This window comes from Flavobacterium sinopsychrotolerans, from assembly GCF_900110375.1.
GTDB lineage: Bacteria > Bacteroidota > Bacteroidia > Flavobacteriales > Flavobacteriaceae > Flavobacterium > Flavobacterium sinopsychrotolerans.
This window is the reverse complement of the sequence record NZ_FODN01000004.1, coordinates 153,527-178,774: the sequence shown is the minus strand read 5'-3', so window position 1 is coordinate 178,774 and position 25,248 is coordinate 153,527. Positions and strand designations below refer to the sequence as shown.

18 protein-coding genes and 3 tRNA genes are annotated in these 25,248 nt (G+C 35.3%); 8 read left to right on the top strand and 13 right to left on the bottom strand.

Annotated features, from left to right (window positions below; all coding sequences use genetic code 11):
- Positions 1-30: 30 nt before the first annotated feature.
- Positions 31-1,413 carry a 30S ribosomal protein S6--L-glutamate ligase gene (gene rimK, locus BMX64_RS09335; protein WP_091170767.1) on the bottom strand — a complete coding sequence of 461 codons (1,383 nt, stop codon included), beginning with the start codon at positions 1,411-1,413 and terminating at the stop codon, positions 31-33.
- Between the two features lie 139 nt (positions 1,414-1,552).
- Positions 1,553-4,099, bottom strand: a complete 2,547-nt coding sequence (locus BMX64_RS09330) for an ATP-dependent Clp protease ATP-binding subunit (protein WP_091170764.1) — start codon at positions 4,097-4,099, stop codon at positions 1,553-1,555.
- A 256-nt stretch (positions 4,100-4,355) separates the two neighbouring features.
- Here BMX64_RS09330 and gyrA point away from each other — a divergent pair, with 256 nt between their 5' ends.
- The 3 genes from gyrA (at position 4,356) to BMX64_RS09315 (ending at position 9,722) form a co-directional block, all read left to right on the top strand.
- Positions 4,356-6,998 carry a DNA gyrase subunit A gene (gyrA, locus tag BMX64_RS09325; protein WP_091170761.1) on the top strand — a complete coding sequence of 881 codons (2,643 nt, stop codon included), beginning with the start codon at positions 4,356-4,358 and terminating at the stop codon, positions 6,996-6,998.
- 45 nt (positions 6,999-7,043) lie between these two features.
- Positions 7,044-8,312: a tetratricopeptide repeat protein gene (locus BMX64_RS09320; protein ID WP_091170757.1), complete on the top strand. Its 1,269-nt coding sequence runs from the start codon at positions 7,044-7,046 to the stop codon at positions 8,310-8,312.
- A gap of 345 nt (positions 8,313-8,657) precedes the next feature.
- Positions 8,658-9,722, top strand: coding sequence for a tetratricopeptide repeat protein (locus tag BMX64_RS09315; RefSeq protein ID WP_091170753.1), 1,065 nt, complete (start codon positions 8,658-8,660; stop codon positions 9,720-9,722).
- Positions 9,723-9,752: 30 nt separating this feature from the next.
- Here the strand turns inward: BMX64_RS09315 and BMX64_RS09310 are convergent, their stop codons facing one another.
- On the bottom strand, positions 9,753-10,514 hold the full coding sequence (locus tag BMX64_RS09310) for a C40 family peptidase (protein ID WP_091170750.1): 762 nt from the start codon (positions 10,512-10,514) through the stop codon (positions 9,753-9,755).
- 73 nt (positions 10,515-10,587) lie between these two features.
- Positions 10,588-11,766 (bottom strand): acetyl-CoA C-acyltransferase, encoded by a 1,179-nt coding sequence (locus BMX64_RS09305; RefSeq protein ID WP_091171159.1) that lies wholly within the window; start codon positions 11,764-11,766, stop codon positions 10,588-10,590.
- A gap of 228 nt (positions 11,767-11,994) precedes the next feature.
- On the opposite strand from BMX64_RS09305, the gene BMX64_RS09300 reads away from it, so the two are divergent.
- The 3 genes from BMX64_RS09300 (at position 11,995) to BMX64_RS09290 (ending at position 12,264) form a co-directional block, all read left to right on the top strand.
- Positions 11,995-12,078: transfer RNA gene (locus BMX64_RS09300), tRNA-Ser, on the top strand.
- A gap of 15 nt (positions 12,079-12,093) precedes the next feature.
- A tRNA-Pro gene (locus tag BMX64_RS09295) sits at positions 12,094-12,168 on the top strand.
- A gap of 22 nt (positions 12,169-12,190) precedes the next feature.
- A tRNA-Arg gene (locus BMX64_RS09290) sits at positions 12,191-12,264 on the top strand.
- Positions 12,265-12,760: 496 nt separating this feature from the next.
- Here the strand turns inward: BMX64_RS09290 and BMX64_RS09285 are convergent.
- Positions 12,761-13,630 (bottom strand): DUF808 domain-containing protein, encoded by an 870-nt coding sequence (locus tag BMX64_RS09285; protein WP_091170746.1) that lies wholly within the window; start codon positions 13,628-13,630, stop codon positions 12,761-12,763.
- Positions 13,631-13,829: 199 nt separating this feature from the next.
- Here BMX64_RS09285 and BMX64_RS09280 point away from each other — a divergent pair, with 199 nt between their 5' ends.
- Positions 13,830-14,297 carry an OsmC family protein gene (locus BMX64_RS09280; RefSeq protein ID WP_091170742.1) on the top strand — a complete coding sequence of 156 codons (468 nt, stop codon included), beginning with the start codon at positions 13,830-13,832 and terminating at the stop codon, positions 14,295-14,297.
- A gap of 126 nt (positions 14,298-14,423) precedes the next feature.
- On the opposite strand, the gene clpB is transcribed toward BMX64_RS09280, so the two are convergent.
- Positions 14,424-17,030, bottom strand: a complete 2,607-nt coding sequence (gene clpB, locus BMX64_RS09275) for an ATP-dependent chaperone ClpB (protein ID WP_091171154.1) — start codon at positions 17,028-17,030, stop codon at positions 14,424-14,426.
- Between the two features lie 145 nt (positions 17,031-17,175).
- Between clpB and ytxJ the strand changes: the two genes are divergently transcribed.
- Entirely contained in the window at positions 17,176-17,565 is a 390-nt protein-coding gene (ytxJ, locus tag BMX64_RS09270) for a bacillithiol system redox-active protein YtxJ (RefSeq protein ID WP_091170738.1), read from the top strand.
- A gap of 84 nt (positions 17,566-17,649) precedes the next feature.
- On the opposite strand, the gene argH is transcribed toward ytxJ, so the two are convergent.
- The 7 genes from argH to BMX64_RS09235 all read right to left on the bottom strand — a co-directional run bounded on the left by argH (position 17,650) and on the right by BMX64_RS09235 (position 25,171).
- Positions 17,650-18,930: an argininosuccinate lyase gene (gene argH / locus BMX64_RS09265; RefSeq protein ID WP_091170734.1), complete on the bottom strand. Its 1,281-nt coding sequence runs from the start codon at positions 18,928-18,930 to the stop codon at positions 17,650-17,652.
- Between the two features lie 143 nt (positions 18,931-19,073).
- Positions 19,074-20,144: a M20 family metallo-hydrolase gene (locus BMX64_RS09260; protein ID WP_091170731.1), complete on the bottom strand. Its 1,071-nt coding sequence runs from the start codon at positions 20,142-20,144 to the stop codon at positions 19,074-19,076.
- Complete coding sequence (gene argB / locus BMX64_RS09255; protein ID WP_091170727.1) at positions 20,141-20,926, bottom strand: acetylglutamate kinase; 786 nt, start codon at positions 20,924-20,926, stop codon at positions 20,141-20,143. The genes BMX64_RS09260 and argB overlap by 4 nt, the downstream gene beginning before the upstream one ends.
- Positions 20,916-21,863 carry an N-acetylornithine carbamoyltransferase gene (locus tag BMX64_RS09250; RefSeq protein ID WP_091170722.1) on the bottom strand — a complete coding sequence of 316 codons (948 nt, stop codon included), beginning with the start codon at positions 21,861-21,863 and terminating at the stop codon, positions 20,916-20,918. Before BMX64_RS09250 ends, argB begins: the two co-directional genes overlap by 11 nt.
- A gap of 58 nt (positions 21,864-21,921) precedes the next feature.
- Positions 21,922-22,692, bottom strand: a complete 771-nt coding sequence (proB, locus tag BMX64_RS09245) for a glutamate 5-kinase (protein WP_091170718.1) — start codon at positions 22,690-22,692, stop codon at positions 21,922-21,924.
- Positions 22,676-23,872 (bottom strand): glutamate-5-semialdehyde dehydrogenase, encoded by a 1,197-nt coding sequence (locus BMX64_RS09240; protein ID WP_091170715.1) that lies wholly within the window; start codon positions 23,870-23,872, stop codon positions 22,676-22,678. The genes proB and BMX64_RS09240 overlap by 17 nt, the downstream gene beginning before the upstream one ends.
- Before the next feature lie 162 nt (positions 23,873-24,034).
- A complete protein-coding gene (locus BMX64_RS09235; protein ID WP_091170713.1) occupies positions 24,035-25,171 on the bottom strand; it encodes an aspartate aminotransferase family protein in 1,137 nt (378 codons plus the stop codon).
- Positions 25,172-25,248: the final 77 nt, after the last annotated feature.

Below are 25,248 nucleotides of genomic sequence, written 5' to 3'. Positions count from 1 at the left end.
TATTGTAGTACAGTAATGCCGAATTATTGGTTATTTTAAATCTGTTTTTTGTTTAAAATTCTTTTCAATTGCTTTTATCATTTCACCGGCAATATCTTTATTGGTAGCTCCTTCAATTCCTTCTAATCCTGGCGATGAATTTACTTCCAATAATAACGGGCCTTTAGCGGAACGAATGATATCTACACCTGCCACTTTGAGGTCCATAGCTTTCGTAGCTTTTATGGCAATACGTTTTTCTTCTGCGGTTACCTTTATAACTGATGCTGTTCCTCCAAGATGGATGTTGGCTCTAAATTCGCCGGGCATCGCTTCACGCTGAATGGCGGCAACTACTTTTCCGTCAATTACAAAACAACGGATATCTTTTCCGTTAGCTTCTTTGATAAATTCTTGAACTAATATATTGGCATTTAAGCTTTTGAATGCATTGATTACACTTTCTGCGGCTTTTTTTGTTTCGGCTAAGACGACACCTTTCCCTTGTGTTCCTTCCAGTAATTTTACGATTAATGGAGAACCGCCAACCATTTTTATCAAGTCATCGGTATCCAAAGGAGAATTGGCAAAACCAGTAGTAGGAATTTCTACACCGTGATTCAGCAGTAATTGTAAAGAGTATAATTTATCGCGTGATTGCGTAATGGCGTTCGATGAATTCAAGCAATAGACTTTTAATGCCTCAAATTGTCTGGTCAATGCGCAACCGTAAAATGTAATGCTAGGCCTGATTCTTGGTATAATGGCGTCAAATTGATTTAGTATTTTACCGCCACGATAATGAATTTCTGGCGTTTTTGCATCCAGTTTCATATAGCATTCCTTGATGTTCAGAAAATGCATTTCGTGACCACGCATTTCGCCTGCCTCCATAATACGCTTGTTGCTGTACAATTCAGGATTACTTGCCAAAAGTCCGATTCGTAAACCAGAACTTGCTTTCTCGGAATTTTTATATAATTCTTTTAAACTATCAGAAGTAGGCTGTCCCAAAAGATATTTTTGTTCCGGATCAACCAGAACTCTTCCGCTCATGGCTTCACGACCTAAAAGCATTCGGAAACCCATTGAATCTCGATTGGTCAACGTCATTTCTATTGGCCACTGAGAAGTTCCAATTTGTAGATTTGTTTGAATTACATAGCGTTGTTCTCTAAAACCACTCGAACTTTTAACGATGCGTTTATCAATTAATGGTGCTTCACAATGAATTACCGTTTTTAAATTATTTTGAATTGGGTTAATGTCAAATTTCACCCAGTTGCTTTCATTTTTGATAAACGGAGCAATGTTTATAGCATGTAAAGCGGATGTTTTTGCACCCGAATCTACTCGGGCTTTAATGGTAGGGATCCCTAATTCTGGAAAAGAACACCATTCTTCACTACCTAGAATAACTTTGTTATCTGACATAAATTAATTTTGTTTAACCTTTTTTATAAAGACCAAATGTAAATATTTGTTTTCAAAAAAAGTATGTTTGCTGTAAAGAATAAACCCGTTATGTTATAAAAACGTAACGGGTTTATTTTACTATAATTGTTTAATGAATTTAAGGATTTGTAGGCTCTCCAGCTTTATGAATTTGCACTGTTAACTCTTGTGAGCCTTCCTCAATATCCATGAAAATCTCATCTCCGGAACTAATTTTCGAAGTGATGATTTCTTCGGCAAGCGCATCTTCAACATATTTTTGAATAGCTCTTTTTAGTGGTCTTGCGCCAAATTGTCTATCGAAACCTTTCTCTGCAATAAAAGCTTTTGCTTTATCAGAAAGATTCAATTGGTAGCCTAATTCAGCAACACGAGCAAATAATTTTTTCAATTCGATTTCGATAATCAAATCGATATCATGTTTTTCTAAAGCATTGAAAACAATTACATCGTCAATTCTGTTAAGGAATTCAGGAGCAAAAGTTTTTTTCAATGCGTTTTCAATAATGCTTTTCGAATTATCGTCAGCCTGAGCGACTTTGGCAGCAGTTCCAAAACCAACACCTTGTCCAAAATCTTTTAATTGTCTGGCTCCAACATTCGAAGTCATGATAATTATAGTGTTTTTGAAATCAATTTTGCGACCTAAACTGTCTGTCAAATAACCATCATCCAAAACTTGCAATAGCATATTGAAAACATCAGGATGGGCTTTTTCAATCTCATCCAATAAAACAACACAATATGGTTTTCTGCGAACTTTTTCCGTTAATTGACCACCTTCTTCATATCCTACGTATCCCGGAGGCGCTCCAACTAAACGAGAGATTGCAAATTTTTCCATGTATTCACTCATGTCAATACGAATCAATGCATCTTCAGAATCGAATAATTCTTTAGCTAATACTTTGGCTAATTGGGTTTTACCAACACCTGTTTGTCCTAAGAAAATAAAAGAACCAATTGGACGATTCGGATCTTTCAATCCGGCACGATTTCTTTGGATAGAACGAGCAATTTTCATTACTGCTTCTTTTTGTCCAATAACTTTCCCTTCTATTAGTTCTGGAAGTTTAGCCAGTTTGTTACTTTCTGTTTGAGCAATACGATTTACGGGGATTCCGCTCATCATCGAAACGACATCGGCTACATTGTCTTCAGTAACTTCAATTCGGTTATTCTTAGCGTCTTCTTCCCATTGTTCTTGAGCAATAGCTAAGTCTTTTTCAATGCGTTTTTCATCATCACGAAGTTTAGCAGCCTCTTCGTATTTTTGTTTTTTTACCACAACATTCTTCAATTCACGTACGTCTTCTAATTGACGTTCGAGATCTAAAATTTGTTTAGGAACTTCAATATTGGTAATGTGAACTCTAGAACCTGCCTCGTCTAATGCATCAATGGCTTTGTCTGGTAAGAAACGTTCCGACATATATCTATCCGTTAATTTTACACACGCCTCAATTGCTTCTTGCGAGTAGGTAACATTATGATGGTCTTCGTACTTGTTTTTGATGTTATTCAAAATAGTAATTGTTTCGGAAACAGATGTTGGTTCCACAATTATCTTTTGAAAACGTCTTTCTAATGCGCCGTCTTTTTCTATGTATTGTCTGTATTCGTCTAATGTTGTTGCACCAATACATTGAATCTCTCCACGAGCTAATGCTGGTTTAAACATATTAGAAGCGTCCAGTGAACCTGTTGCGCCACCAGCACCCACAATAGTGTGAATTTCATCTATGAAAAGAATGATATCATCATTTTTTTCCAGTTCATTCATTACTGCTTTCATACGCTCTTCAAACTGTCCACGGTATTTTGTACCTGCAACAAGACTCGCTAAATCCAAGGTAACGACACGTTTATTGAATAAAGTACGCGATACTTTTTTCTGAATAATTCGCAACGCTAAACCTTCGGCAATGGCTGATTTTCCCACTCCAGGTTCTCCAATAAGTAAAGGGTTGTTCTTTTTACGACGGCTCAAAATTTGAGAAACACGTTCGATTTCTTTTTCACGTCCTACAACAGGGTCTAGTTTTCCTTCTTCGGCCATTTCAGTTAAATCCCTTCCAAAATTATCTAAAACTGGTGTTTTAGATTTTTTATTTGATTTATTGGCCGGATTGTTAAAAGTACCTTCTTTGAGACTGTCATCTTGTCCTGAATCGTCATTATACGATTCATTTCGTGGCAAGTTTTCTATAAAATCTTCTTCGTTTGGAGTCATGTTTAGATATTGTTCTTTAGCTACGTCATAATCAATTTTCAGTTTATTCAATAGCTTGGTTGTTGGATCGTTTTCGTTTCTTAATATGCACAACAATAAATGTGCGGTGCTGATGGAAGAACTTTGAAATACTTTAGCTTCCAGAAAAGTGGTTTTCAAGGCTCTTTCTGCTTGTCGTGTCAAGTGTAGGTTTTTCTTTTCAACATTTACTTCCAGGCTTGGACTTGCTGGGCTTAGGATTTCCACTTTTCTGCGTAAATGGTCTAAATCAACATCTAGGTTATTCAATATTTGAATTGCTTTTCCATTTCCGTCTCTTAAAATACCCAACATTAAGTGTTCAGTTCCTATGAAGTCATGCCCGAGTCGCAAAGCTTCTTCTTTGCTGTAAGTAATAACGTCTTTTACTCTTGGTGAAAAATTATCATCCATAATATATATTTGATATCGTAAATTTAGTGAATTAGTGATAGAAAAACAAAAACCATTCCTATAAGAAGTCGTGTCAGCTAAGAGACAAAAATAATCATAATATTAAAGTTAAATTTCCCTTAAATTATTAACTAAAAGCGAAGTTTAATTTGTTAATAAATCATTGAAATAAGTATTTTAAAATTGGTTTAAAAATTTCAAAAAAGCGTATATTGGCACGTTTTGAAACTAATATAATTATTTAATATAACAACTTATGTCTGAAGGAGAAAAGTTAATTCCTATTAACATAGAAGATGAAATGAAAACGGCTTACATCGATTATTCGATGTCAGTAATTGTATCAAGAGCACTTCCAGATGTTAGAGATGGCTTGAAACCAGTACATCGAAGAGTACTATTTGGAATGCATGATTTAGGAGTTAACTCCAGATCAGCCCACAAAAAGTCTGCAAGAATTGTTGGGGAAGTTCTTGGTAAATATCACCCTCACGGTGACACCTCTGTTTATGATGCCATGGTTCGTATGGCGCAGGAATGGAGTATGCGTTATTTATTAATAGACGGTCAGGGTAACTTCGGTTCTGTAGATGGTGATAGTCCTGCAGCGATGCGTTATACGGAGGCTAGAATGCGTAAGATTTCGGAAGAAATCTTAGCGGATATAGATAAAGAAACGGTTGATTTTAAATTAAATTTTGATGATACTCTAGAAGAGCCAACGGTTATGCCAACGCGTGTTCCTACCTTATTAATAAATGGGGCAACAGGAATTGCAGTAGGTATGGCGACTAATATGCCACCTCACAACTTAACGGAAGTGATTAACGGTACGTTAGCTTTCATGGATAATAATGACATTGAGGTTGACGAGTTGATGACGCATATTAAAGCCCCGGATTTTCCTACTGGTGGAATTATATATGGATATGAAGGCGTTCGTGAAGCATTCAAAACAGGTAGAGGGCGTATTGTGATGCGTGCCAAAGTTGGTTTTGAAGAAGTTGATGGAAGAGAATGTATTATCGTTACCGAAATTCCTTATCAAGTCAATAAAGCTGACATGATTAAGCGTACAGCTGATTTGGTGAATGATAAAAAAATTGATGGAATTGCAAATATTCGTGATGAATCGGATAGAAATGGAATGCGTATCGTTTATATTTTAAAACGTGATGCAACACCAAACGTAGTTTTGAACACACTTTATAAATTTACACAATTACAGTCTTCATTTAGTGTAAACAATATTGCCATTGTAAAAGGGCGTCCGCAAATGTTGAATCTGAAAGAACTGATTCATTATTTTATCGAACACCGTCATGATGTGGTAACTCGCAGAACGCAATTCGAATTGAAAAAAGCGGAAGCAAGAGCGCATATATTAGAAGGTTTGATTATCGCTTCGGATAATATTGATGAAGTAATTGCTTTAATCAAAGCTTCAAAAAGTACTGAAGAAGCAAGAGAAAAATTAATCGAAAGATTCAAATTATCAGATATTCAATCTCGTGCTATCGTAGAAATGCGTTTACGTCAATTAACAGGTCTGGAACAAGATAAGTTAAGAACGGAATACGACGAAATCATGAAGTTAATTGAGCATTTGAAAGCTTTATTAGCGGATGTAAACTTGAGAATAGCTTTGATTAAAGAAGAGTTGACTGAAATCCGTGATAAATACGGAGATGAGCGTCGTTCTATCATAGAATATTCAGGTGGTGATGTAAGTATCGAGGATTTAATTGCCGATGAGAATGTAGTTATTACCATTTCACATGCGGGTTATATTAAACGTACTAATCTTACGGAATACAAAACTCAGAATAGAGGTGGAGTTGGTCAAAAAAGCGCTGGTACAAGAGATCAAGATTTCTTAGAACACATGTTTGTGGCAACGAATCACCAATATATGATGTTCTTTACCCAAAAAGGGAAATGTTTCTGGATGCGTGTTTATGAAATACCGGAAGGAAGTAAAACTGCTAAAGGTAGAGCAATCCAAAACTTAGTAAATATTGAAAGTGACGATAAAGTAAAAGCATTTATTTGTACGCAAGATTTAAAAGATCAGGATTACATAAAAAGCCACAACCTTATTATGGTGACCAAAAAAGGTCAGGTTAAGAAAACATCTTTAGAGAAATATTCTAAACCTAGAGTTAATGGTGTCGCTGCAATTACTATTAAGGAAGGCGATGAATTATTGGAAGCTAAATTAACCAATGGAGAAAGTCAAATTATTTTGGCCGTGAAATCTGGAAAATTAGTTCGTTTTGAAGAAACTAAAACACGTCCAATGGGAAGAACAGCTTCCGGAGTTCGTGGAATTACACTTAAGGATGATACCGATGAAGTAATTGGCATGGTTACTGTTGATAAGGAAAATATTAATGATTCACAAATTTTAGTAGTAACTGAAAATGGTTATGGTAAACGTACCAAATTAGTTGATGAAGATGGTGAAGATGTTTATAGAATTACTAATCGTGGAGGAAAGGGTGTGAAAACACTTAATATAACAGAAAAAACCGGAAAACTTATTTCGATAAATGCAGTTACTGACGCTGATGATTTGATGATTATTAATAAATCTGGATTAACAATCAGAATGGCTATTGAAGATTTGCGTGTAATGGGACGTGCTACTCAAGGGGTTAAATTGATAAATCTAAAAGGTAAAGATTCAATTGCAGCAGTTACCAAAGTAATGAAAGACGATGTAGCAGAAGTAGTTGTTGACGAAGATGGAAATGTTATCGAAACGGAAGCTATTGAAAGAGTGAAGCCAGTCTTAGAAGTTCTAGAGGACGAAGGTACGGAAGAGGATGAAGACGATTCTGAAGAGGATGAAATTGACGAGGAGACTGAAGAGGATGATTCTGATGATGAAGCATAAATAAAAAAGAGAACAAGAATAATTATTAAACAAACATAGAATATTATGAAAAGTAAATATGTATTACTAGCATCAGCATTATTGATATCAGTAGCTACTTTTGCTCAAAAAGATCAAATTAAAGCGGCTGAAAAAGCGTTGAAAGGTGGTAAATCTCAAGAAGCAGTGACCATTTTGATGGAAGCGGAGTCTTTAATAACTAATGCAACAGATGCTGAGAAAGCGCAGTTTTTCTTTGTAAAAGGAAATGCTTTATTGGATTTAGCAAATAAAAATGTTGATACAGATACGAATCTTTCTCTTGCTGCAAAAGCGTATCAAGATTTAATTGGTGCTGAGAAAGCTTCTGGGAAATCTAAATTCTCAACTCAGGCTGCAGCTTCAATTACAGATATTAAATTCAAATTGATAAACGGTGCAATTGCAGATTCGAAAATTGATAAACACTCTGATAGTGCTAAAAAATTATATGATGCTTATTTGTTAGATAAAAAAGACACCATAAATTTATATTATGCAGCGTCTACTTATGTAAATGCAAAAGAATATGACAAAGCGCTTGAATTGTATGATAATTTGAAAACGTTGAACTATTCTGGAAAAGGAACAAGTTATTTTGCAGTGAATAAATTAACTAGTCAGGAAGACTTTTTTAATACACTTCAAGAAAGAGATAAAATGGTTAAATTAGGAACTCACGAAAAACCAAGAACTGAGGTTGTTCCTTCAAAAAGAGGAGAAATCTACAAAAACATGGCTTTGATTTTAGTTGAAAAAGGTAAAACTGAAGAGGCTAAAAAAGCAATTGCTGAAGCCAGAATGGCAAATCCTGAAGACACTTCTTTGACTTTGACTGAGGCTAATCTTTATTTAGAAACAAAGGATTTTGAAATGTACAAAAAGCTAATCGCTGAAGTATTACAAAAAAATCCAAATGATGCTGATTTGATTTTTAACTTGGGAGTAATAAGTGCAACTGCTAAGAATGTAGCAGATGCTGAAAAATATTACAAAAAAGTTATTGAAATTAACCCAAAATATACAAATGCTTACATCAATCTTGCTGCAATGAAGTTAGAGAATGAAAAAGTAATTATTGATGAAATGAATAAACTGGGAACTTCTGCTAAAGACATGAAGCGTTATGATGAATTGAAAAAGAAAAGAGAAGAACTCTTTAAAGCAACAATTCCTTATCTTGAAAAAGCAGTTGAACTAGATCCTAAAAATACGGATGTTTCTAAAACTCTTTTAGGAGTTTATAGTGCTTTAGAAATGACAGCTGAATATAAAGCTTTAAAAGCAAAGCTATAATATAGTTTTCAAAGTAACATAACTGTCAAGTTAAAATAAAAACCCTTTCAAAAGTTTATTTTGAAAGGGTTTTTTATTTTTTGAATTGTAACTTTTTTATTATTTAGTAGGAATAATAATTAACATAGTTTAATAGTATGTTTTTTAATGTGTTGGTAATTAGTCTTTTGAATATGTGATAATGTTAAATTAAATAATTGTTACTATTTTTTTTGTAAAATAGAAATTAAATTATATTTTTAGAAATATAAAATACTTAATTTTAATATAAAAGAGAACTTTTAAACAGTATTACTCTTAATAAAAAACCAATATTCTAACCTTAAAACCAAAAACCAGATTAATATGAAAAAGAACTACTTAACGATTATCTATTTTTTATTTTTTTCAATAGCCTCCTTTGCTCAAAAAAGTCAAATAAAGGCGGCTGAAACAGAGTTTAATAGTGGTAAATTACAGCAGGCGATAGGCATATTGAATAGTGCTGAGTATTTAATTTTTAATGCAGAAGCATCTGATCAGTCTGAATTTTTTAACTTAAAAGCTAAAGTTTTAACTGGTTTAGTAGAAAAAAATATTGAACCAACTAAAAATGTTGCTCTAACAGTTACAGCTTATCAAGAGTTGATTGCAGCTGAAAAGGCATCGGGTAAATTTAAATATTCAGTTACGGCATTAGAGTCTATAAAAAAAATAAAAAAGGATTTACTAAATAGTGCTATTGCTGATGCTAAGGCGAAAAGATTTTCAGAAGGGGCAAGTAAAATGCATACTATTTATTTGACTAATAAAAGAGATACTATAAATTTATATTATGCAGCATCTTATTATAGAGATGCGAAAGATTATAATCAAGCTTTAAAACTTTATGAAGAATTGGATGTTCTCAAATACTCAGGGAAGGGTTTAGATTATTATGCTGTTGATAAGCAAACTAATGAAGAAGAATTGTTTAGTTCTGCAGCATCAAGAGATTTGAGTGTTAAAGAAGGAACTCATATAAAGCCTAGAATGCAAAAATCTCCATCTAAGAAAGTGGAGATATACACAAATATGGCTTATATGTATCTTGAAAAAGGAGATTTAGATAAGTCAGAGAAGTTTAATAGTAAAATATTAGAGATTGACCCCAAAAATCCTGATTCCTATTTAAACTTGGCCTATCTAAAAATTGATGAGAAAAAAGCGATAATGGATCAGATGAGCAATCTTGGTACATCAGCTAGTGATATGAAGATTTATGATGAGTTGATAATTAAAAAAGATAATTTAATTAAAAAGGCTATTTCTTATCTAGAAAAAGGTAATGCAGAAATTCCTAAGGATCAGGATATTTCTAAATTACTATTAAATTTATATAGAGCGCTGGATATGACTGCTGAGTATAATGCTTTAAAAGCACGCATATAATTTGGAGATATTAATAATAACGATGCCGATTTAAATAATTTTTTTTATCACTCTGAGTTTATGGGTGTGTTTGTTTATTTCGGCATTGTAAATTCCAAGATGATCTAATCTGTCAATTCGAACCTTTCCACTTGCATGAATGATATAATTGTCGGCCATTATAATTCCTACATGTGTAATGCTACCTTCGTCATTGTCAAAAAAAGCTAAGTCTCCAGGTTCGCTTTCTTCTATAAAACTTAATGCTTCTCCTTGTGTTGACTGCTGTGAAGCATCTCTGAGTAATTTATAGCCATTTAGCTTATATACCATTTGAGTAAATCCGGAACAATCAATACCAAAAGGTGTTTTTCCTCCCCACAAATAAGGAGCATTCAGATACATAAAGGCTGTATTGATTAAGTTACTTTTAGCTTTTTCACCACTGGTTTTAATTCCTTCAAAATCAAAATTAGCAATATTTATCTCATTGTGATTGATAAATGCTAACGAAGACCCAAGGGGAATTGGTATCAATAAGTTGTTTGGAGCAGTAACATATTCAATCAAATCAGAATTTAAAATGATAGCTTCTGACGACAATTGCTTAAAGCTGGACTCTGAAATCGGTTGTAATTGTTTAGAGTCTATCCAGCCTTCATAATCATCATATTGCATTCTGATGTAAGACCACTGCTTGAGTTGTTCTAAAATTTCAAAATGTTCCCCAAATAAAACTTGAGAAACAATTTCACTTTTGTCACTAGGTTCAAAGCGAAGCGGGATCATTGCTAGATTACAAATTCCAAACATTTAGGTTGATTTAGGAGTTAAGAAAAATGAGTTATAAGTTCGAAAACCTATAACTCATCAATTTTAGTATTAGTTATGCTTTTTCAATAACAATTGCCGAGGCACCACCACCACCATTGCAAATTGCAGCTGCACCGATAGTTCCGTTATTTTGTTCTAAAACGTTGATTAATGTAACAATAATTCTTACTCCGGAACAACCAAGGGGATGTCCTAAAGATACCGCGCCACCATTTACATTTACTTTGTTGTCATCTAGACCTAAAATTTTAGAATTAGCCAAACCTACAACAGCAAAAGCTTCATTGAATTCAAAATAATCAACATCACTAATTGCTATTCCTGCTTTTTCTAATGCTTTTGGAATTGCTTTTGAGGGGCTTGTAGTAAACCATTTTGGTTCTTGTGCCGCATCAGCATAACCTTTAATGTAGGCCAGAGGTTTTAGGCCTAAAGCTAAAGCTTTTTCTTCGCTCATTAATACCACGGCTGCTGCTCCGTCATTTATTGTAGATGCGTTAGCGGCAGTTACGGTACCGTCTTTTGTGAAAACAGCATTCAATGCTGGTATTTTATCTAATTTTACGTTTGTAAATTCTTCGTCTTTAGAAACTATGATAGAATCTCCTTTTCTTTGTGGAACTGGAACTGGAACAACTTCATTGTCAAATTTTCCAGCATCCCAAGCTTTTGCACTACGCTCATAGGATTGAATTGCGTAGTTATCTTGGTCTTCACGGGTAAAGTTATATTCTGCAGCACATAGATCAGCACACACTCCCATAGCGCTGTTATCGTAGGCATCAGTCAGTCCGTCTTTCTGCATTCCGTCTATCATGGTTGCTGGACCAAATTTTGTTCCATTTCTTAAGTTCATGTAATGTGGAATCAAACTCATGTTTTCCATTCCACCGGCAACTACAATTTCGGCATCACCACATTGAATAGCTTGCGCCCCCAACATAACAGCTTTCATTCCTGAAGCACAAACTTTATTTATTGTGGTGCAAGCAACGGTATTAGGTAAGCCTGCAAATATAGCTGCTTGGCGAGCAGGAGCTTGTCCTACGCCAGCTTGAACTACGTTACCCATAAATACTTCATCAATTAAATTTGGATCTAATTTTATTTTGTCCAAAGCACCTTTTATAGCCACTGCGCCCAATCTTGGAGCAGTAACTGTAGATAATCCCCCCATAAAACTTCCGATAGGTGTTCTAACGGCAGAAACGATAACAACTCTTTTGTTCATGACTTTCATAATGTTGGTTTATGTAGCAAATTTAATCTTTTTTATACAATTTCATATTTTGATGTTGAGATTATCTTTTTTAAATTTATTTTTAATCTATATGTTTGATTGTGAAGTGTTTTTATATAAATGATAAAAAATATTAAAAAAAAGCCCTCAAATACTTGTGAGAAGTCTAAAGATGTCTTAAATTTGCAACCGCAAAACAGGACACGTTTCTTTGAGCTTGGAGGGGTGCCAGAGTGGTAATGGAGCAGTTTGCTAAACTGTCATCGAGCAATCGGTGCCAGGGTTCGAGTCCCTGTCCCTCCGCTTTATATTTTTTTTCGGGGTGTAGCGTAGCTCGGTTATCGCGCCTGCTTTGGGAGCAGGAGGCCGCAGGTTCGAATCCTGCCACCCCGACTATATTTTTTTCATGAGCAATGGAGGCATAGCTCAGCTGGATAGAGCACCTGCCTTCTAAGCAGGCGGTCGAAGGTTCGAATCCTTCTGCCTTCACAACAAAACCCACTGGATTCAGTGGGTTTTTTGCGTTTAGTGAATTTTACATTTATTATTTTCCTACATTTATAACGACAAAACGCAACATTTTACAACGAAAACGCAAATGACTTTAGGTTAGCTTTTTGTTATAAACCGTTTTTATATAGTTTTACTAAAATGTAAATATCTACTACAAAATATTGGAACAATTTTTTTATCTGGATGTGGTTAATGAAAGATTTGGTTTTTAGAAAAACGAATCGTTTAGCACCACTTCATTCTGGAAAAAACTCGTTGCCAAATAGCCCCGATGGGAGCAAGTATCCTTTTTTATAAATGTAACCCGATAGGGATGGATTTATAAAAAAGATACTGCGGACAGCGGGAGAGCTCGTCTTGAAAAATTAGAATAGTTCTGCTCCTAAAAAAGGCATAAAAAAACACCAGTCTTTCGACTGATGTTTTCCTTGTTTTAAATTATTTATAGAGCTAAAGTGTATTCAACTGCTGCTTACTTTTTGCCAATAATTTTTTTGAACAGGGTTACAATTCCCAAAACAATTCCCCCGAATACAAGGCCGATTATAAATTCAGTTATAATGGATGGTATTTGTGGTAGTATATCGTGCAGGAACGGAATTTCATGTACAAATATTCCGCCTGCCACTAATAATAAAGCGATAGTTCCTATAACGGATAAACTCTTGATGACTTTTGGCAGTGCTTGTACGAGAATATTTCCTACTTTTTTTGTAAAACTTCCTTCCTTAGAACTCAGTTGAATCAGTTTTAAACCTGCTTCATCCATACGTACAATTAGGGCTACAATCCCGTAAACTCCCACGGTTGCTATAAGTGCAATGATGGAAACAACCATTATTTGTGATGAAATGGGTTTGCCAATTACAGTTCCCAATGCAATAATTACGATTTCTACGGATAAAATAAAATCGGTTACGATGGCTGATTTTATTTTTTCTTTTTCAAAGGCTAATATTTGTTCTTCGGTCAGCGGTTCCAACGAAATTTCGTGTTTTGCATGCTCGTGCGGAAAGAAGTATTCGTATATTTTTTCGGCACCTTCGTAGGCCAAATAAAGTCCTCCAAGTACTAAGATTACAATAACAGCCACCGGTAAAAAAGCACTCAACAGAAAGGCGATAGGCAAAATGATTACCTTATTGAGCAGGGAGCCTTTTGCAATTGCCCATAATACAGGCAGTTCTCTTGATGAGATAAATCCAGAGGCTTTCTCCGCATTTACGGCTAAATCATCACCTAAAATACCAGCCGTTTTTTTAGCTGCTATTTTGCTCATTACCGCAACATCATCCATAATTGCTGCGATATCATCTAATAATGCGAAAAAACCTGATGCCATTTTGATTGTTTTAGAAACTGCGCTGAATTATTTTTTTGAACGAAAATTCGATCTTGCGCTTTGTTTGTTTATTCCTGCGAATCTAAAACTTTTTTTATTTACTCTATTTATAAAATGGGTGAATTTTTAGTTAATATTCACTCAAAATCTTTCTGCATGAGTCCTACTGTTTTTAGTTACTTTTGAAATAAAAATAATTATGGGATTCAAACATGTTTTTAAAGCTAAATTAGATTGGTTTTTTTCCAAAAAGGAAGCGGAGACGTATACTAAAAGTCATACCATAACGATTGACGGTAAGGCTGTTTTAAATGTTTCGGCTGCTAAAGCTTTCAAAGGAGATCCTGCTTTTTACAATCCTGAAGACCTGTTATTGAGTAGTGTGGTTTCCTGTCACATGATGTCTTACTTATATGTTTGTAAACAAAATGGTATCGACGTGGTGTCTTATACAGACGAAGCGGAGGCAACTCTGGAAGTTTCGGCTGACGGTAGCGGTCGTTTTATTGCCATTAAACTGAATCCGAAAGTTCGTATTACTAACAAAGAAAAAATAGAGGAGGCACTTAGCTTGCATAAAAAAGCAAACCAACTCTGTTTTATAGCCAATTCGTGTAATTTTCCAATTGTACACTTTCCAATTTGTGAAATTGAAGCTATAGATTAAAGTGGTTTCGCATTTTTACTTTTTTTAGATACTGATTATAAAACATCAATTAAATCAGAAGGTTTACTCCTAAAAAAACACCAGCCTTTCGACTGATGTTTTTCATTATTTTTAAAATTCCTCCGATTAAGAAACTAACTCGCTTTGATTTCTAAAAACCAACTGCCCATTAAAAGCATCCAACAGAATAATACTGTCTGTTTTGATTTTTCCGGCAAGAATTTCTTTAGATAACTGGTTCAAAACATCTCTTTGAATCACACGTTTCACGGGTCTGGCTCCAAATTGCGGATCATATCCTTTCTCAGATAAATAGGCAATAGCTTCTGGAGTAGCGTCCATAGTGATGCCTTGAAGTGCTAACATTTTAGTAACACTTTTTAGTTGTAAACCTACGATTTTGGTGATATTTTCATTAGTAAGTGGCGTAAACATTACAATTTCATCAATACGGTTTATGAATTCCGGGCGAACCGTTTGTTTCAATAAGCCCAATACTTCGACTTTAGCAACTTCGGTTGCGGCTTCGACGCTTCCTTTTAGGTTTTCAAATTTCTCCTGAATTATCTGGCTTCCCATATTAGAAGTCATGATGATAATCGTGTTTTTAAAATCGGCCAGACGTCCTTTGTTATCTGTTAAACGTCCTTCATCCAAGACTTGTAGCAAGATGTTAAACGTGTCAGGATGCGCTTTTTCTATTTCATCCAATAATATCACAGAATAGGGTTTTCTACGAACAGCTTCCGTCAATTGTCCGCCTTCTTCATAACCCACATATCCTGGAGGTGCACCAACCAAACGACTAACGCTGTGGCGTTCTTGGTATTCGCTCATGTCAATACGCGTCATTGCATTTTCATCGTCAAATAGATATTCGGCTAAGGCTTTTGCCAATTCTGTTTTCCCAACTCCTGTAGTTCCAAGGAAAAGAAAAGTTCCTACCGGTTTTTTCATGTCCTGCAATCCTGCACGGCTTCTGCGTACGGCATCACTCACCGCCTGAATGGCTTCTTCCTGTCCTACGACTCTGTGATGCAATTCATCTTCCAGTTTTAGCAGTTTTTCTCTTTCGCCCTGAAGCATTTTCATCACCGGAATTCCAGTCCATTTGGCCACAACTTCGGCAATATCTTCGCGGGTCACCTCTTCTTTTATCAATGAAGTTCCTCCAGTTTGATCTTCAGCCAATTGTTTTTGAAACGCATCCAATCGTTCTTGGGCTTCTTTGATTTTTCCATAACGAATTTCGGCTACTTTTCCATAATCACCATCACGTTCGGCACGTTCCGCTTCGTATTTGAAATCTTCAATTTCTGTTTTTACCGCTTGAATGTTATCGACCACATCTTTCTCCGATTTCCATTTGGCATAAATTTCGTTTCTCTCTTCTTTTAGGTTGGCCAAATCCATTCCTAAAACTTTGAGTTTACTTTCGTCTTTTTCTCTTTTAATCGCTTCAATTTCAATTTCCAATTGCATTACTTTTCTATCCAAAACATCCAGTTCTTCGGGTTTTGAATTGATTTCCATGCGTATTTTTGAAGCTGCCTCGTCCATTAAATCAATGGCTTTGTCCGGAAGAAAACGATTGGTAATATAGCGTTGCGACAATTCGACGGCAGCAATAATAGCTTCATCTTTTATTTGAACTTTATGGTGTGTTTCGTATTTTTCTTTGATACCACGTAAAATCGAAATGGCACTTTCAGTATCCGGTTCTTCAATCATTATTTTTTGGAAACGTCTTTCGAGTGCTTTGTCTTTTTCAAAGTATTTTTGATATTCATCCAATGTTGTCGCCCCGATAGCGCGAAGTTCCCCACGAGCCAAAGCCGGTTTAAGAATGTTAGCCGCATCCATAGCGCCTTCGCCACCTCCGGCACCAACGAGTGTGTGAATTTCGTCAATAAATAAAACAATATCACCTTCGGCAGAAGTTACTTCTTTTACTACTGATTTTAATCGCTCTTCAAATTCCCCTTTGTATTTGGCACCAGCAATCAGCGCCCCCATATCAAGGGAATACACGATTTTATCTTTCAAATTGTCAGGAACATCTCCATCTACGATTCTGTGCGCTAAACCTTCGGCAATGGCGGTTTTTCCCACTCCAGGTTCTCCCACTAGCATTGGGTTGTTTTTAGTTCGACGGGTCAGAATTTGCAATACTCTGCGAATTTCCTCGTCACGACCAATAACAGGATCCAGTTTTCCAGACCTTGCCAATTCGTTGAGATTTTTAGCGTATTTATTTAATGAGTTATAGGTTTCCTCAGCAGAAGCAGAAGTCACTCTTTCTCCTTTTCGTAATTCTTCTATGGCGGCTTTCAATCCTTTTCCGGTTACGCCCTGATCTTTTAATATTTGGGCTGCTTTGGTTTTAGAATCAAAAATTGCCAAAATTAAATGCTCCACAGAAACGAATTCGTCATTCATTTTTTTAGCGATAATTTCAGCTTCATTAAGCGTCGTGTTTGCAGTTCTGGAAAGCATTATTTCGCCACCGGAAACTTTCGGGAAACTCTGAATCGTGCTATCTAAAATTTGAAGAAATAACGGCACATTTACGTTTAGCTTTTTCAAAATAAAAGGAGCCACATTTTCATCGACTTCAAAAATAGCCTTGAAAATATGTTCGTTTTCTATTTGTTGCTGTCCTTGGCTTTGTGCCAATTGTTGCGAAAGCTGGATGGCTTCCTGGGATTTGATGGTAAATTTATTTATGTTCATGATGTTATATTGTTTTGTGGTTATTTGACTAACTTTGTAAATCAATATTCAATTTATATTCCAATACAATACTACCGACAAATTGACAGAAATTTCATGACTTTTATCATGTTTAAAAGTCAAAATGTCTTAAAACAAGACAATTATGAGTTTTTTAAAAAATATGTTCAACAGTTCAGAAGAAAAAGATTCAAACGAAAACAAAATCAACTGGAATGAACTAACCGATTTAGGGCAACTGAACGAAATTATCGCTGCATCGAATGAAAAACCGGTTGCGATTTTTAAACACAGTACCCGATGCAGCGTAAGTAGGATGGCGCTGAAACAGTTTGAAAATGAGTTTAATAGCTCTGATAAAGTTACGCCTTATTTTTTAGATTTAATAGCGCATCGCGATATTTCTAATGAAATTGCAACTCGTTTTGGAGTGTATCATCAATCACCGCAATTGATATTAATTAAGGAAGGAAAAGCTGTTTATAACGTTTCGCATAGTGATATTGATGCAGAGGAATTAGGCAAAAAGGTTTAATAACCAAAAGATTTAAGTTTGAAATATAAAAAAAATCCATTCGCTTTAACGAATGGATTTTTTTATAGCAATTATTGTTTTGAATTAATAAGAATCGTCCATTTTCTTTTTTATGGCATCCAAACAAAGGTTGTTAATACTTCCTTCATGCGTATGTTTGGTTTCTTTTGGCGATTGAAATGTTCCGTTTTCCAGTTGTTCTGCAACCGCTTTATAGGCATCTCTAAAAGGTATTCCGGCAACCACCATTTCGTTTAAGGAATCTACAGTGAACAAATAATCGTATTTTTTATCGTCTAAAATATGCTCTTTTACTTTAATGTCTTTAATCGCAAAAATGGCGATATCTAAACACGCTTTAAGGTTTTGAATCGCTGGAAACAATCCTTCTTTCAACAATTGTAAATCCCTGTGATAGCCACTGGGAAGATTGTTGGTGATTAAAGTAATTTCATAAGGCAACGCTTGGATTTTGTTGCATTTCCCACGAATCAACTCAAATACATCCGGGTTTTTCTTATGGGGCATAATGCTGGAACCAGTTGTAAGATGCGAAGGCAAAGTGATAAAATCAAAATTCTGACTCATATACAAACAGACATCCATCGAGAATTTTGATAGGGTAGCAGCAACACTACTCATAGCAAAAGCCACAGTTTTCTCTGATTTTCCACGGCTCATTTGTGCAGCAACCGAATTGAATTTTAAGGTTTCAAAACCTAATTCCTGTGTGGTGAATGTTCTGTTGATAGGAAATGAACTTCCGTAACCAGCAGCTGAGCCTAATGGATTTTGGTCTACGATTTTTAAAGCAGCATTCAGCATCGTAATATCATCAATCAAAGTTTCTGCGTAAGCGGAAAACCACATTCCGAAAGAAGATGGCATTGCAATTTGAAGATGCGTATAACCGGGTAACAATACATTTTGGTGTTTTTCAGCTGATTCCATTAGCAAATCAAAAAGGCCTTTTACTTGCTCTTTAAATGCTGCAACGACATCTTTAAGATATAAATTAACGTCTACTAAAACTTGGTCGTTACGAGAACGGGCAGTGTGAATTTTTTTTCCGGCGTCCCCAAGTTTTACCGTTAGTAAATATTCGATTTTAGAATGCACGTCTTCAAAACTGTCTTCAATTTCGAAATTACCGTTTTCAGCATCTTTTATGATTTCTTCCAAAGCCAAAACCAAAGAAACGGTTTCGGAGTCTGTTAAAAGACCAATTTGTTCGAGCATTTTTGCATGTGCAATAGAACCTAAAGCATCATATTTTGCCAGAACTAAATCCAGTTCTCTGTCGTTTCCAACTGTAAAATGTTCGATTTGTTTATCGGTTGGTATTCCTTTTTCCCAAAGTTTCATATATGAATAATTAGATTTTTAGACTGTTCGATTTTTAGCCCCGATAGCAGTGGAAATCCTTTTATTTTTTCTTTAAAAAATAAAAGATTGCAACGTATAGCGGGATTAGCTCCTGAAAATAATCAGGATAAATCCAAATTATTTTATTGTTTGAAAAAATCAGTTAGTATTTTGATGTACAATTGGATTCCTTCTTCTATTTCATTTATAAATATAAATTCGTCTGCCGAATGTGACCGTAGGGTTTCGCCAGGTCCTAATTTCAAGGATTGACAGCTCAAAACAGATTGATCCGAAAGAGTAGGTGAGCCATATGTGATTCTTCCCAATGCAATTCCGGCTTGTACTAATCCGTGTGCAACAGGAATAGATGACGCATTCAAATGCATCGAACGCGGATTGACTTCAGCAGTTAAATGTTTTCTTACGGTATCTAAAATTTCTTGATTGCTGTAACAATCATTCACTCTGATATCGACAACCAAATGACATTCCGCAGGAACTACGTTGTGTTGTTTTCCAGCAGCCACTTGTGTCACGGTCATTTTTACAGGACCTAAAACCTCCGATATTTTTTCGAATTGATAGCTGTTGAACCATTCCATAACGGGTATCGCATTGTAAATAGGATTGTCCGGATTGTTGTGTGCGGCGTGACTGGCTGTGCCTTTTACGATGACATCGAGTACCAATAACCCTTTTTCGGCTACGGCCAATTGCATTAATGTTGGTTCACCAACAACGGCACATTCCAGTTGTGGTAAATGTTTTAAAACGCTATTTAATCCATTTTTTCCGCTGCTTTCTTCTTCGGCTGAAGCGACCATCACAATATTGTATGGCAGATTTTCATTAGAATAAAAATGTACAAAAGTGGCTAAAAGCGAAACCAGACAACCTCCGGCATCATTGCTGCCCAGACCAAAAAGTTTACCGTCTTGTAAGATGGCTTCAAATGGATCGTTGGTATAGCCTTGGTTTGGTTTTACGGTATCGTGGTGAGAATTCAATAAAAGAGTAGGTTTGGACTTATCAAAATTCTTATTGAATGCCCAAATATTATTATTTTCTCTTTCGAAAGGGATATTATTTTGTGTAAACCAATTTTCGATTAAAAGTGCTGTTTTGTCTTCTTCACTTGAAAAGGAAGGCGTTTCAATCAGTGCTTTTAATAGCGCAATGGCTTCTTGTGTAAGGATTTCTATACTCTTCATAGTGTAATTGTAGTGTACAATGCGGTTTTGTCTTGCAACATTCGATGATGACCAATTTTTATTTTTTGAACTCCCTTGGACAAACTATTGAAACAGTTGTCTAATTTAGGAATCATACCAGAATGTATCGCTTTTTCGGATTTTAATTTGGAATATAATTCTTGATTGATGGTTGAAATTACGGAAGAATCGTCTTCGGCATCATATAAAACGCCAGGTTTTTCGAAGCAATAGTTCAAAGTGACATCAAAAACTTCCGATAAAGCAATCGCTAATTCACTGGCAATGGTATCCGCATTCGTGTTTAATAATTGTCCTTTTCCATCGTGTGTTATCGCACAAAATACAGGAACAATACCGTTTAAAAGTAACGTTTCCAAGAAGTTTGTATTCACTTTTTTCACATCGCCCACAAAACCATAATTGATTGTTGGGTGGTTTCTTTTATCCGATTGAATTAAATTTCCATCAGCACCGGAAAAACCCATTGCATTGGTATTGTTAGCTTGTAGTTGAGCAACTATATTTTTGTTGATTTGACCTGCATAAATCATCACAACTACATCAAGCATAGCGGCATCGGTGATGCGTCTTCCATCAATCATTTGAGGTACTAAACCTATGCTTTCGGCCATTTTGGTAGCTGATTTTCCTCCGCCATGAACAAGTATTTTACACCCTTCAATTTTAGAAAAATCAGATAAAAATTGTGATAATTCTGTTGGATTATCAATAATGTTTCCACCAATTTTTATTAGCGTTACCGGTTTTTTATTTTCCATTTTCCAATATTTTTTGCAACACTAATTGTGCGGCATAGGTTCTATTGTTGGCTTGTTCAATAACAATTGAATTTTCGCTGTCAATCACTTCATCAGTAACAATTACGTTACGTCTTACCGGCAAACAGTGCATAAATTTAGCATTATTTGTCAGTTTCATTTTATCGGCAGTTACAGTCCAATTTGGATCGGAATTTGTAATTTGACCATATTCCTTGTAATTACTCCAGTTTTTGGCATAGATAAAATCGGCATTTTCGAAAGCTTTATCTTGGTCGTATTCAATCTTGGAATCTTTCGTGATTTCAGGATTCAATTCGTAGCCTTCAGGATGGGTAATAACAAAATTAGCATCTTGTAACTGCATCATTTCCACAAAAGAATTAGGAACTGCTTGAGGTAAAGCTTTAGGGTGTGGAGCCCAAGTCAAAACTACTTTTGGTCTGTGTTTAGTTTTATGTTCTGCCATAGTAATGGCATCGGCAAGAGATTGTAGCGGGTGTCCGGTTGCACTTTCCATATTCACAACAGGCACAGTGGCGTATTTTAGGAAACCGGAAAGTACGATTTCGGCATTGTCTTTTTCTTTGTCTACCAATCCGGCAAAAGCTCTGATAGCAACAATATCGCAATATTGAGAAACTACTGCTGCCGCTTCTTTGATATGTTCCGAAGCACCGGAGTTCATGATGGCTCCATCTTCAAATTCAAGTGTCCAGCCTTCACTGGTAAAATTCATTACCATGACGTTCATTCCTAAATTCAAAGCGGCTTTTTGGGTACTCAAACGCGTTCTTAAACTAGAATTAAAAAACAACATTCCTAAGGTTTTGTTTTTACCCAGTTTTTTGTTTTTAAGTGGTTTTTTCTTGATTTTTAGGGCTTGTTTCACCCATTTGTCGAGCGAATCTATGTTTTGTATGGAGATGTAGTTCATTTTAGTTATGAATTATGAATTATGAATTGTCCAAAAATCTAACAATCCACTATTCGAATTAAATTATTTTAGTAAAAGGTATTTCGTTTTTTAAAGCTTTCAAAATAAAATTGTCTTCCAGTCCATTGACAATCCAAGTTTCGATAGTAGCGTCTTTAGCAATTGCCGAAGCTTCTATTTTAGATTGCATTCCGCCGGTTCCGTGCGAGGATTTCGAATCGCCAATCTCTTTTTCCAATAATTTTAAATCGGTTACCAAAGAAATGGTTTCAGGAACGGCATCAGTGATGGATGCTTTGGTGTAAATCCCGTTCGTATTGGTGGCGATAATCAGAATATCAACATTTAATAAAACGGCTGTTAAAGCGGCTAATTTATCGTTATCGCCAAACCGAATTTCATCCGTAGCCACCGTATCATTTTCATTGATAATCGGAATGTAATTATTTTTAATCAACACATTGATGGTGTTCACGATATTTACTTTGGATTGTTCTTTCTCGAAATCAGAATAAGAAAGCAAACACTGCGAAATCAGTAATCCTAAATCGCTGAAGTTTTCATGATAAATCCGCATTAAATGGGGCTGACCAATCGAAGCCAATGCTTGTTTTACAAAAACATCTTTGTCTTGATTTTCCAGTTTTACAAATTGTTTGGCTGCTGCAATCGCACCCGAACTCACAATGATAAACTCGTAATCGTCTTGTAAAGCTGCTATTTGCATCCCAATATCTTCAATCTTTCCTCTCGAAATATGATTGGTTTCTTTGGTTAACGTGTTGCTTCCTAACTTTAATAAAATTCTTTTTTTACCTGATTTGTCCATTTCCGTAAATATACCACTTATTAGTAACTAAATGTTGCAAACCAATTGGTCCACGTTGGTGTAATTTGTCTGTGCTTATCGCCAATTCTCCTCCTAAACCAAATTGTCCTCCATCAGTAAATCGGGTAGAGGCGTTTTGATAAACGGCAGCTGTATCTACATTTTCCATGAATTCTTGAGCAATTGCATCATTTTTTGTGATTATGGAAGCCGAATGTCCACCACAATATTTATTTATTTTGTCAATCGCTTCTTGATCCGAATTGGTTGTTCCAATGACAATTTTATAATCTAAAAACTCTTCGTACCAAATTAAATCCGATTCAATCTGCGGAACATTTGTTGCTCTGGAAATTGTTTCATCTCCTAAAACGGTTACGTTTCTTTGTTGTAATTCCTGAACTATATTGGTAGCAAAAGCTTCCCAATTTTTAAGATTTGTATCAATTAAAACTTTATCTAAAGCATTGCAAACAGATATATTTGAGGTCTTTCCGTTAATAATAATATCAAGCGCTTGATCTAAATCAGCTTCAGCGTTTACATAAACAAAATTATTTCCTCGACCACTTATAATCACCGGGCAAGTAGCGTGTTTTTTTACAAAAGCAATTAGGTTTTCACCGCCACGAGGAACGATTAAATCCACTTTTTGGGTTGGTTTCTCCAAAAATGCCTGCGTCTCTTCTCGATTGTAATTTAAGTATTCCACCCATTTTGTAGCAACATTGTTTGCTGCTAAGGCTTGGTGCCACAATTCCACAATTTTTAAATTGGATAGTACCGATTCTTTTCCGCCTTTCAATAGAATTTTATTTCCGGATTTAAAAGCGATTCCACCAGCTTCAACAGTAACATCAGGTCTGGATTCGTAAATAATCATTATAGTTCCAAAAGCCGCTGTTTTATTGATGATTTTCATTCCGTTTTCGTGATCGAAATTAAAACGCTCCACACCAATAGGATCTTCTTGACTTACTGATTGTTGCATGGACAAAATCATGCCGTCAATTTTGGCATCATCAACTAATAAACGTTTTTCCATTGCCAAGTCATCACCAGAATAATTATTGATATCCTGTTGATTTATAGTCTTAAGATTGGCTCTTTCTTGTTCAAGAAGTTCGGCCATACGGCTTAAAACTGCATTTCGCTTTTCTATTGGTAATAAGTGGTTCATTAGTTTTTGGTTTGCTATTTTAGAAGGAAAATCTAAACATATAAGTCATGTAAGTTTTAGTTCTTGGTCAATATTTATTTGTTTAAAATAAAAAATTCAGAGAATGCATAAATGATATTATTCATTTTTTAAAACTTAAATGACTTAGATGTTTAAAAAAAATCATTTCAATTCTGCTAATGCTTCTTTTAAAGCTATAATAAAGGTGTCAATCGCTTCCTTCTTGATTGTCAAAGGAGGAAGAATTCTCAATAAGTTTTTATTATTAGCATTTCCCGTAAAAATATGCTTGTCAACAATCATTTTTTTACGAAGTGTACTTACGTCAAAATCAAATTCTACACCTAGCATCAATCCTCTTCCTTTTACTTGAATCACTTCAGGAACTTGTTTGATTGCTTCTAAAAAATAAGCGTAAACATCGTTTACGTTATCCATTAATTTTTGGCTTTCAATCACATCCAAAACTGCTATTCCGGCAGCACAAGCCAAATGGTTTCCTCCAAAAGTAGTTCCCAATAATCCGTAACTCGCTGTAAATTTTGGAGAAATCAAGATTCCGCCAATAGGAAATCCGTTACCCATCCCTTTAGCCAGACAAATAATATCTGCTTTGATGTCATGATGTTGGTGTGCAAAAAACTTTCCGCTTCTTCCATATCCGGATTGCACTTCGTCCAAAATCAAAACGGCATCGTATGCTGCACATATTTTTTCTAATGCCTGAAAAAATTCGGTTGTTCCTTGATCTAAACCGCCAACTCCTTGAATTCCTTCAATTATAACAGAAGAAACATCTCCTTTTTTTAGTTCGTTTTCTACCAATTCGATATTATTCAATGGTAAAAAAGTAACGATTTGTTGTGCATTGATTGGCGCAACAATTTTTTTGTTATCTGTAACTGCAACTGCCGCCGAAGTTCTTCCGTGAAAGGAATTATCAAAAGCAATTACACGCGATTTATTGTTGTGAAAAGAAGCCAGTTTCAAAGCATTTTCATTGGCTTCAGCTCCAGAACTGCACAAGAATAAAGTATAGTCTTCCAATCCGGAAAGTTTTCCTAATTTTTCTGCCAGTTCTACTTGCAATGGATTCTGAATCGCATTGGAATAAAAACCAATATTATCCAATTGATTTTTTAATTTGGCAACATAATCCGGTTGTGTGTGTCCAATGGAAATTACTCCATGACCACCATATAAATCTAAATATTCTACTCCTTTTTCATCTGTAATAGTACAATCCAGTGCTTTTACAGGAGTGATGTTGTATAATGGGTAAACGTCAAATAAGTTCATTTTATTTTTTTGTTTAAATGGTTTAAGGTTTCAAGTTTCAAGTTACATGTGCAACCTTAAACTTTAAACTTGAAACA

Bases quoted from the DNA above. Each gene is read 5' to 3' on its own strand.
- rimK (WP_091170767.1), bottom strand. From the start codon at position 1,413: ATGTCAGATAACAAAGTTATTCTAGGTAGTGAAGAATGGTGTTCTTTT.
- BMX64_RS09305 (WP_091171159.1), bottom strand. From the start codon at position 11,766: ATGAACAAAAGAGTTGTTATCGTTTCTGCCGTTAGAACACCTATCGGA.
- BMX64_RS09240 (WP_091170715.1), bottom strand. From the start codon at position 23,872: ATGAACCACTTATTACCAATAGAAAAGCGAAATGCAGTTTTAAGCCGT.
- argB (WP_091170727.1), bottom strand. From the start codon at position 20,926: ATGGAAAATAAAAAACCGGTAACGCTAATAAAAATTGGTGGAAACATT.
- ytxJ (WP_091170738.1), top strand. From the start codon at position 17,176: ATGAGTTTTTTAAAAAATATGTTCAACAGTTCAGAAGAAAAAGATTCA.
- BMX64_RS09260 (WP_091170731.1), bottom strand. From the start codon at position 20,144: ATGAAGAGTATAGAAATCCTTACACAAGAAGCCATTGCGCTATTAAAA.
- BMX64_RS09250 (WP_091170722.1), bottom strand. From the start codon at position 21,863: ATGAACTACATCTCCATACAAAACATAGATTCGCTCGACAAATGGGTG.
- BMX64_RS09280 (WP_091170742.1), top strand. From the start codon at position 13,830: ATGGGATTCAAACATGTTTTTAAAGCTAAATTAGATTGGTTTTTTTCC.
- argH (WP_091170734.1), bottom strand. From the start codon at position 18,930: ATGAAACTTTGGGAAAAAGGAATACCAACCGATAAACAAATCGAACAT.
- proB (WP_091170718.1), bottom strand. From the start codon at position 22,692: ATGGACAAATCAGGTAAAAAAAGAATTTTATTAAAGTTAGGAAGCAAC.
- gyrA (WP_091170761.1), top strand. From the start codon at position 4,356: ATGTCTGAAGGAGAAAAGTTAATTCCTATTAACATAGAAGATGAAATG.
- clpB (WP_091171154.1), bottom strand. From the start codon at position 17,030: ATGAACATAAATAAATTTACCATCAAATCCCAGGAAGCCATCCAGCTT.
- BMX64_RS09330 (WP_091170764.1), bottom strand. From the start codon at position 4,099: ATGGATGATAATTTTTCACCAAGAGTAAAAGACGTTATTACTTACAGC.
- BMX64_RS09315 (WP_091170753.1), top strand. From the start codon at position 8,658: ATGAAAAAGAACTACTTAACGATTATCTATTTTTTATTTTTTTCAATA.
- BMX64_RS09310 (WP_091170750.1), bottom strand. From the start codon at position 10,514: ATGTTTGGAATTTGTAATCTAGCAATGATCCCGCTTCGCTTTGAACCT.
- BMX64_RS09285 (WP_091170746.1), bottom strand. From the start codon at position 13,630: ATGGCATCAGGTTTTTTCGCATTATTAGATGATATCGCAGCAATTATG.
- BMX64_RS09320 (WP_091170757.1), top strand. From the start codon at position 7,044: ATGAAAAGTAAATATGTATTACTAGCATCAGCATTATTGATATCAGTA.
- BMX64_RS09235 (WP_091170713.1), bottom strand. From the start codon at position 25,171: ATGAACTTATTTGACGTTTACCCATTATACAACATCACTCCTGTAAAA.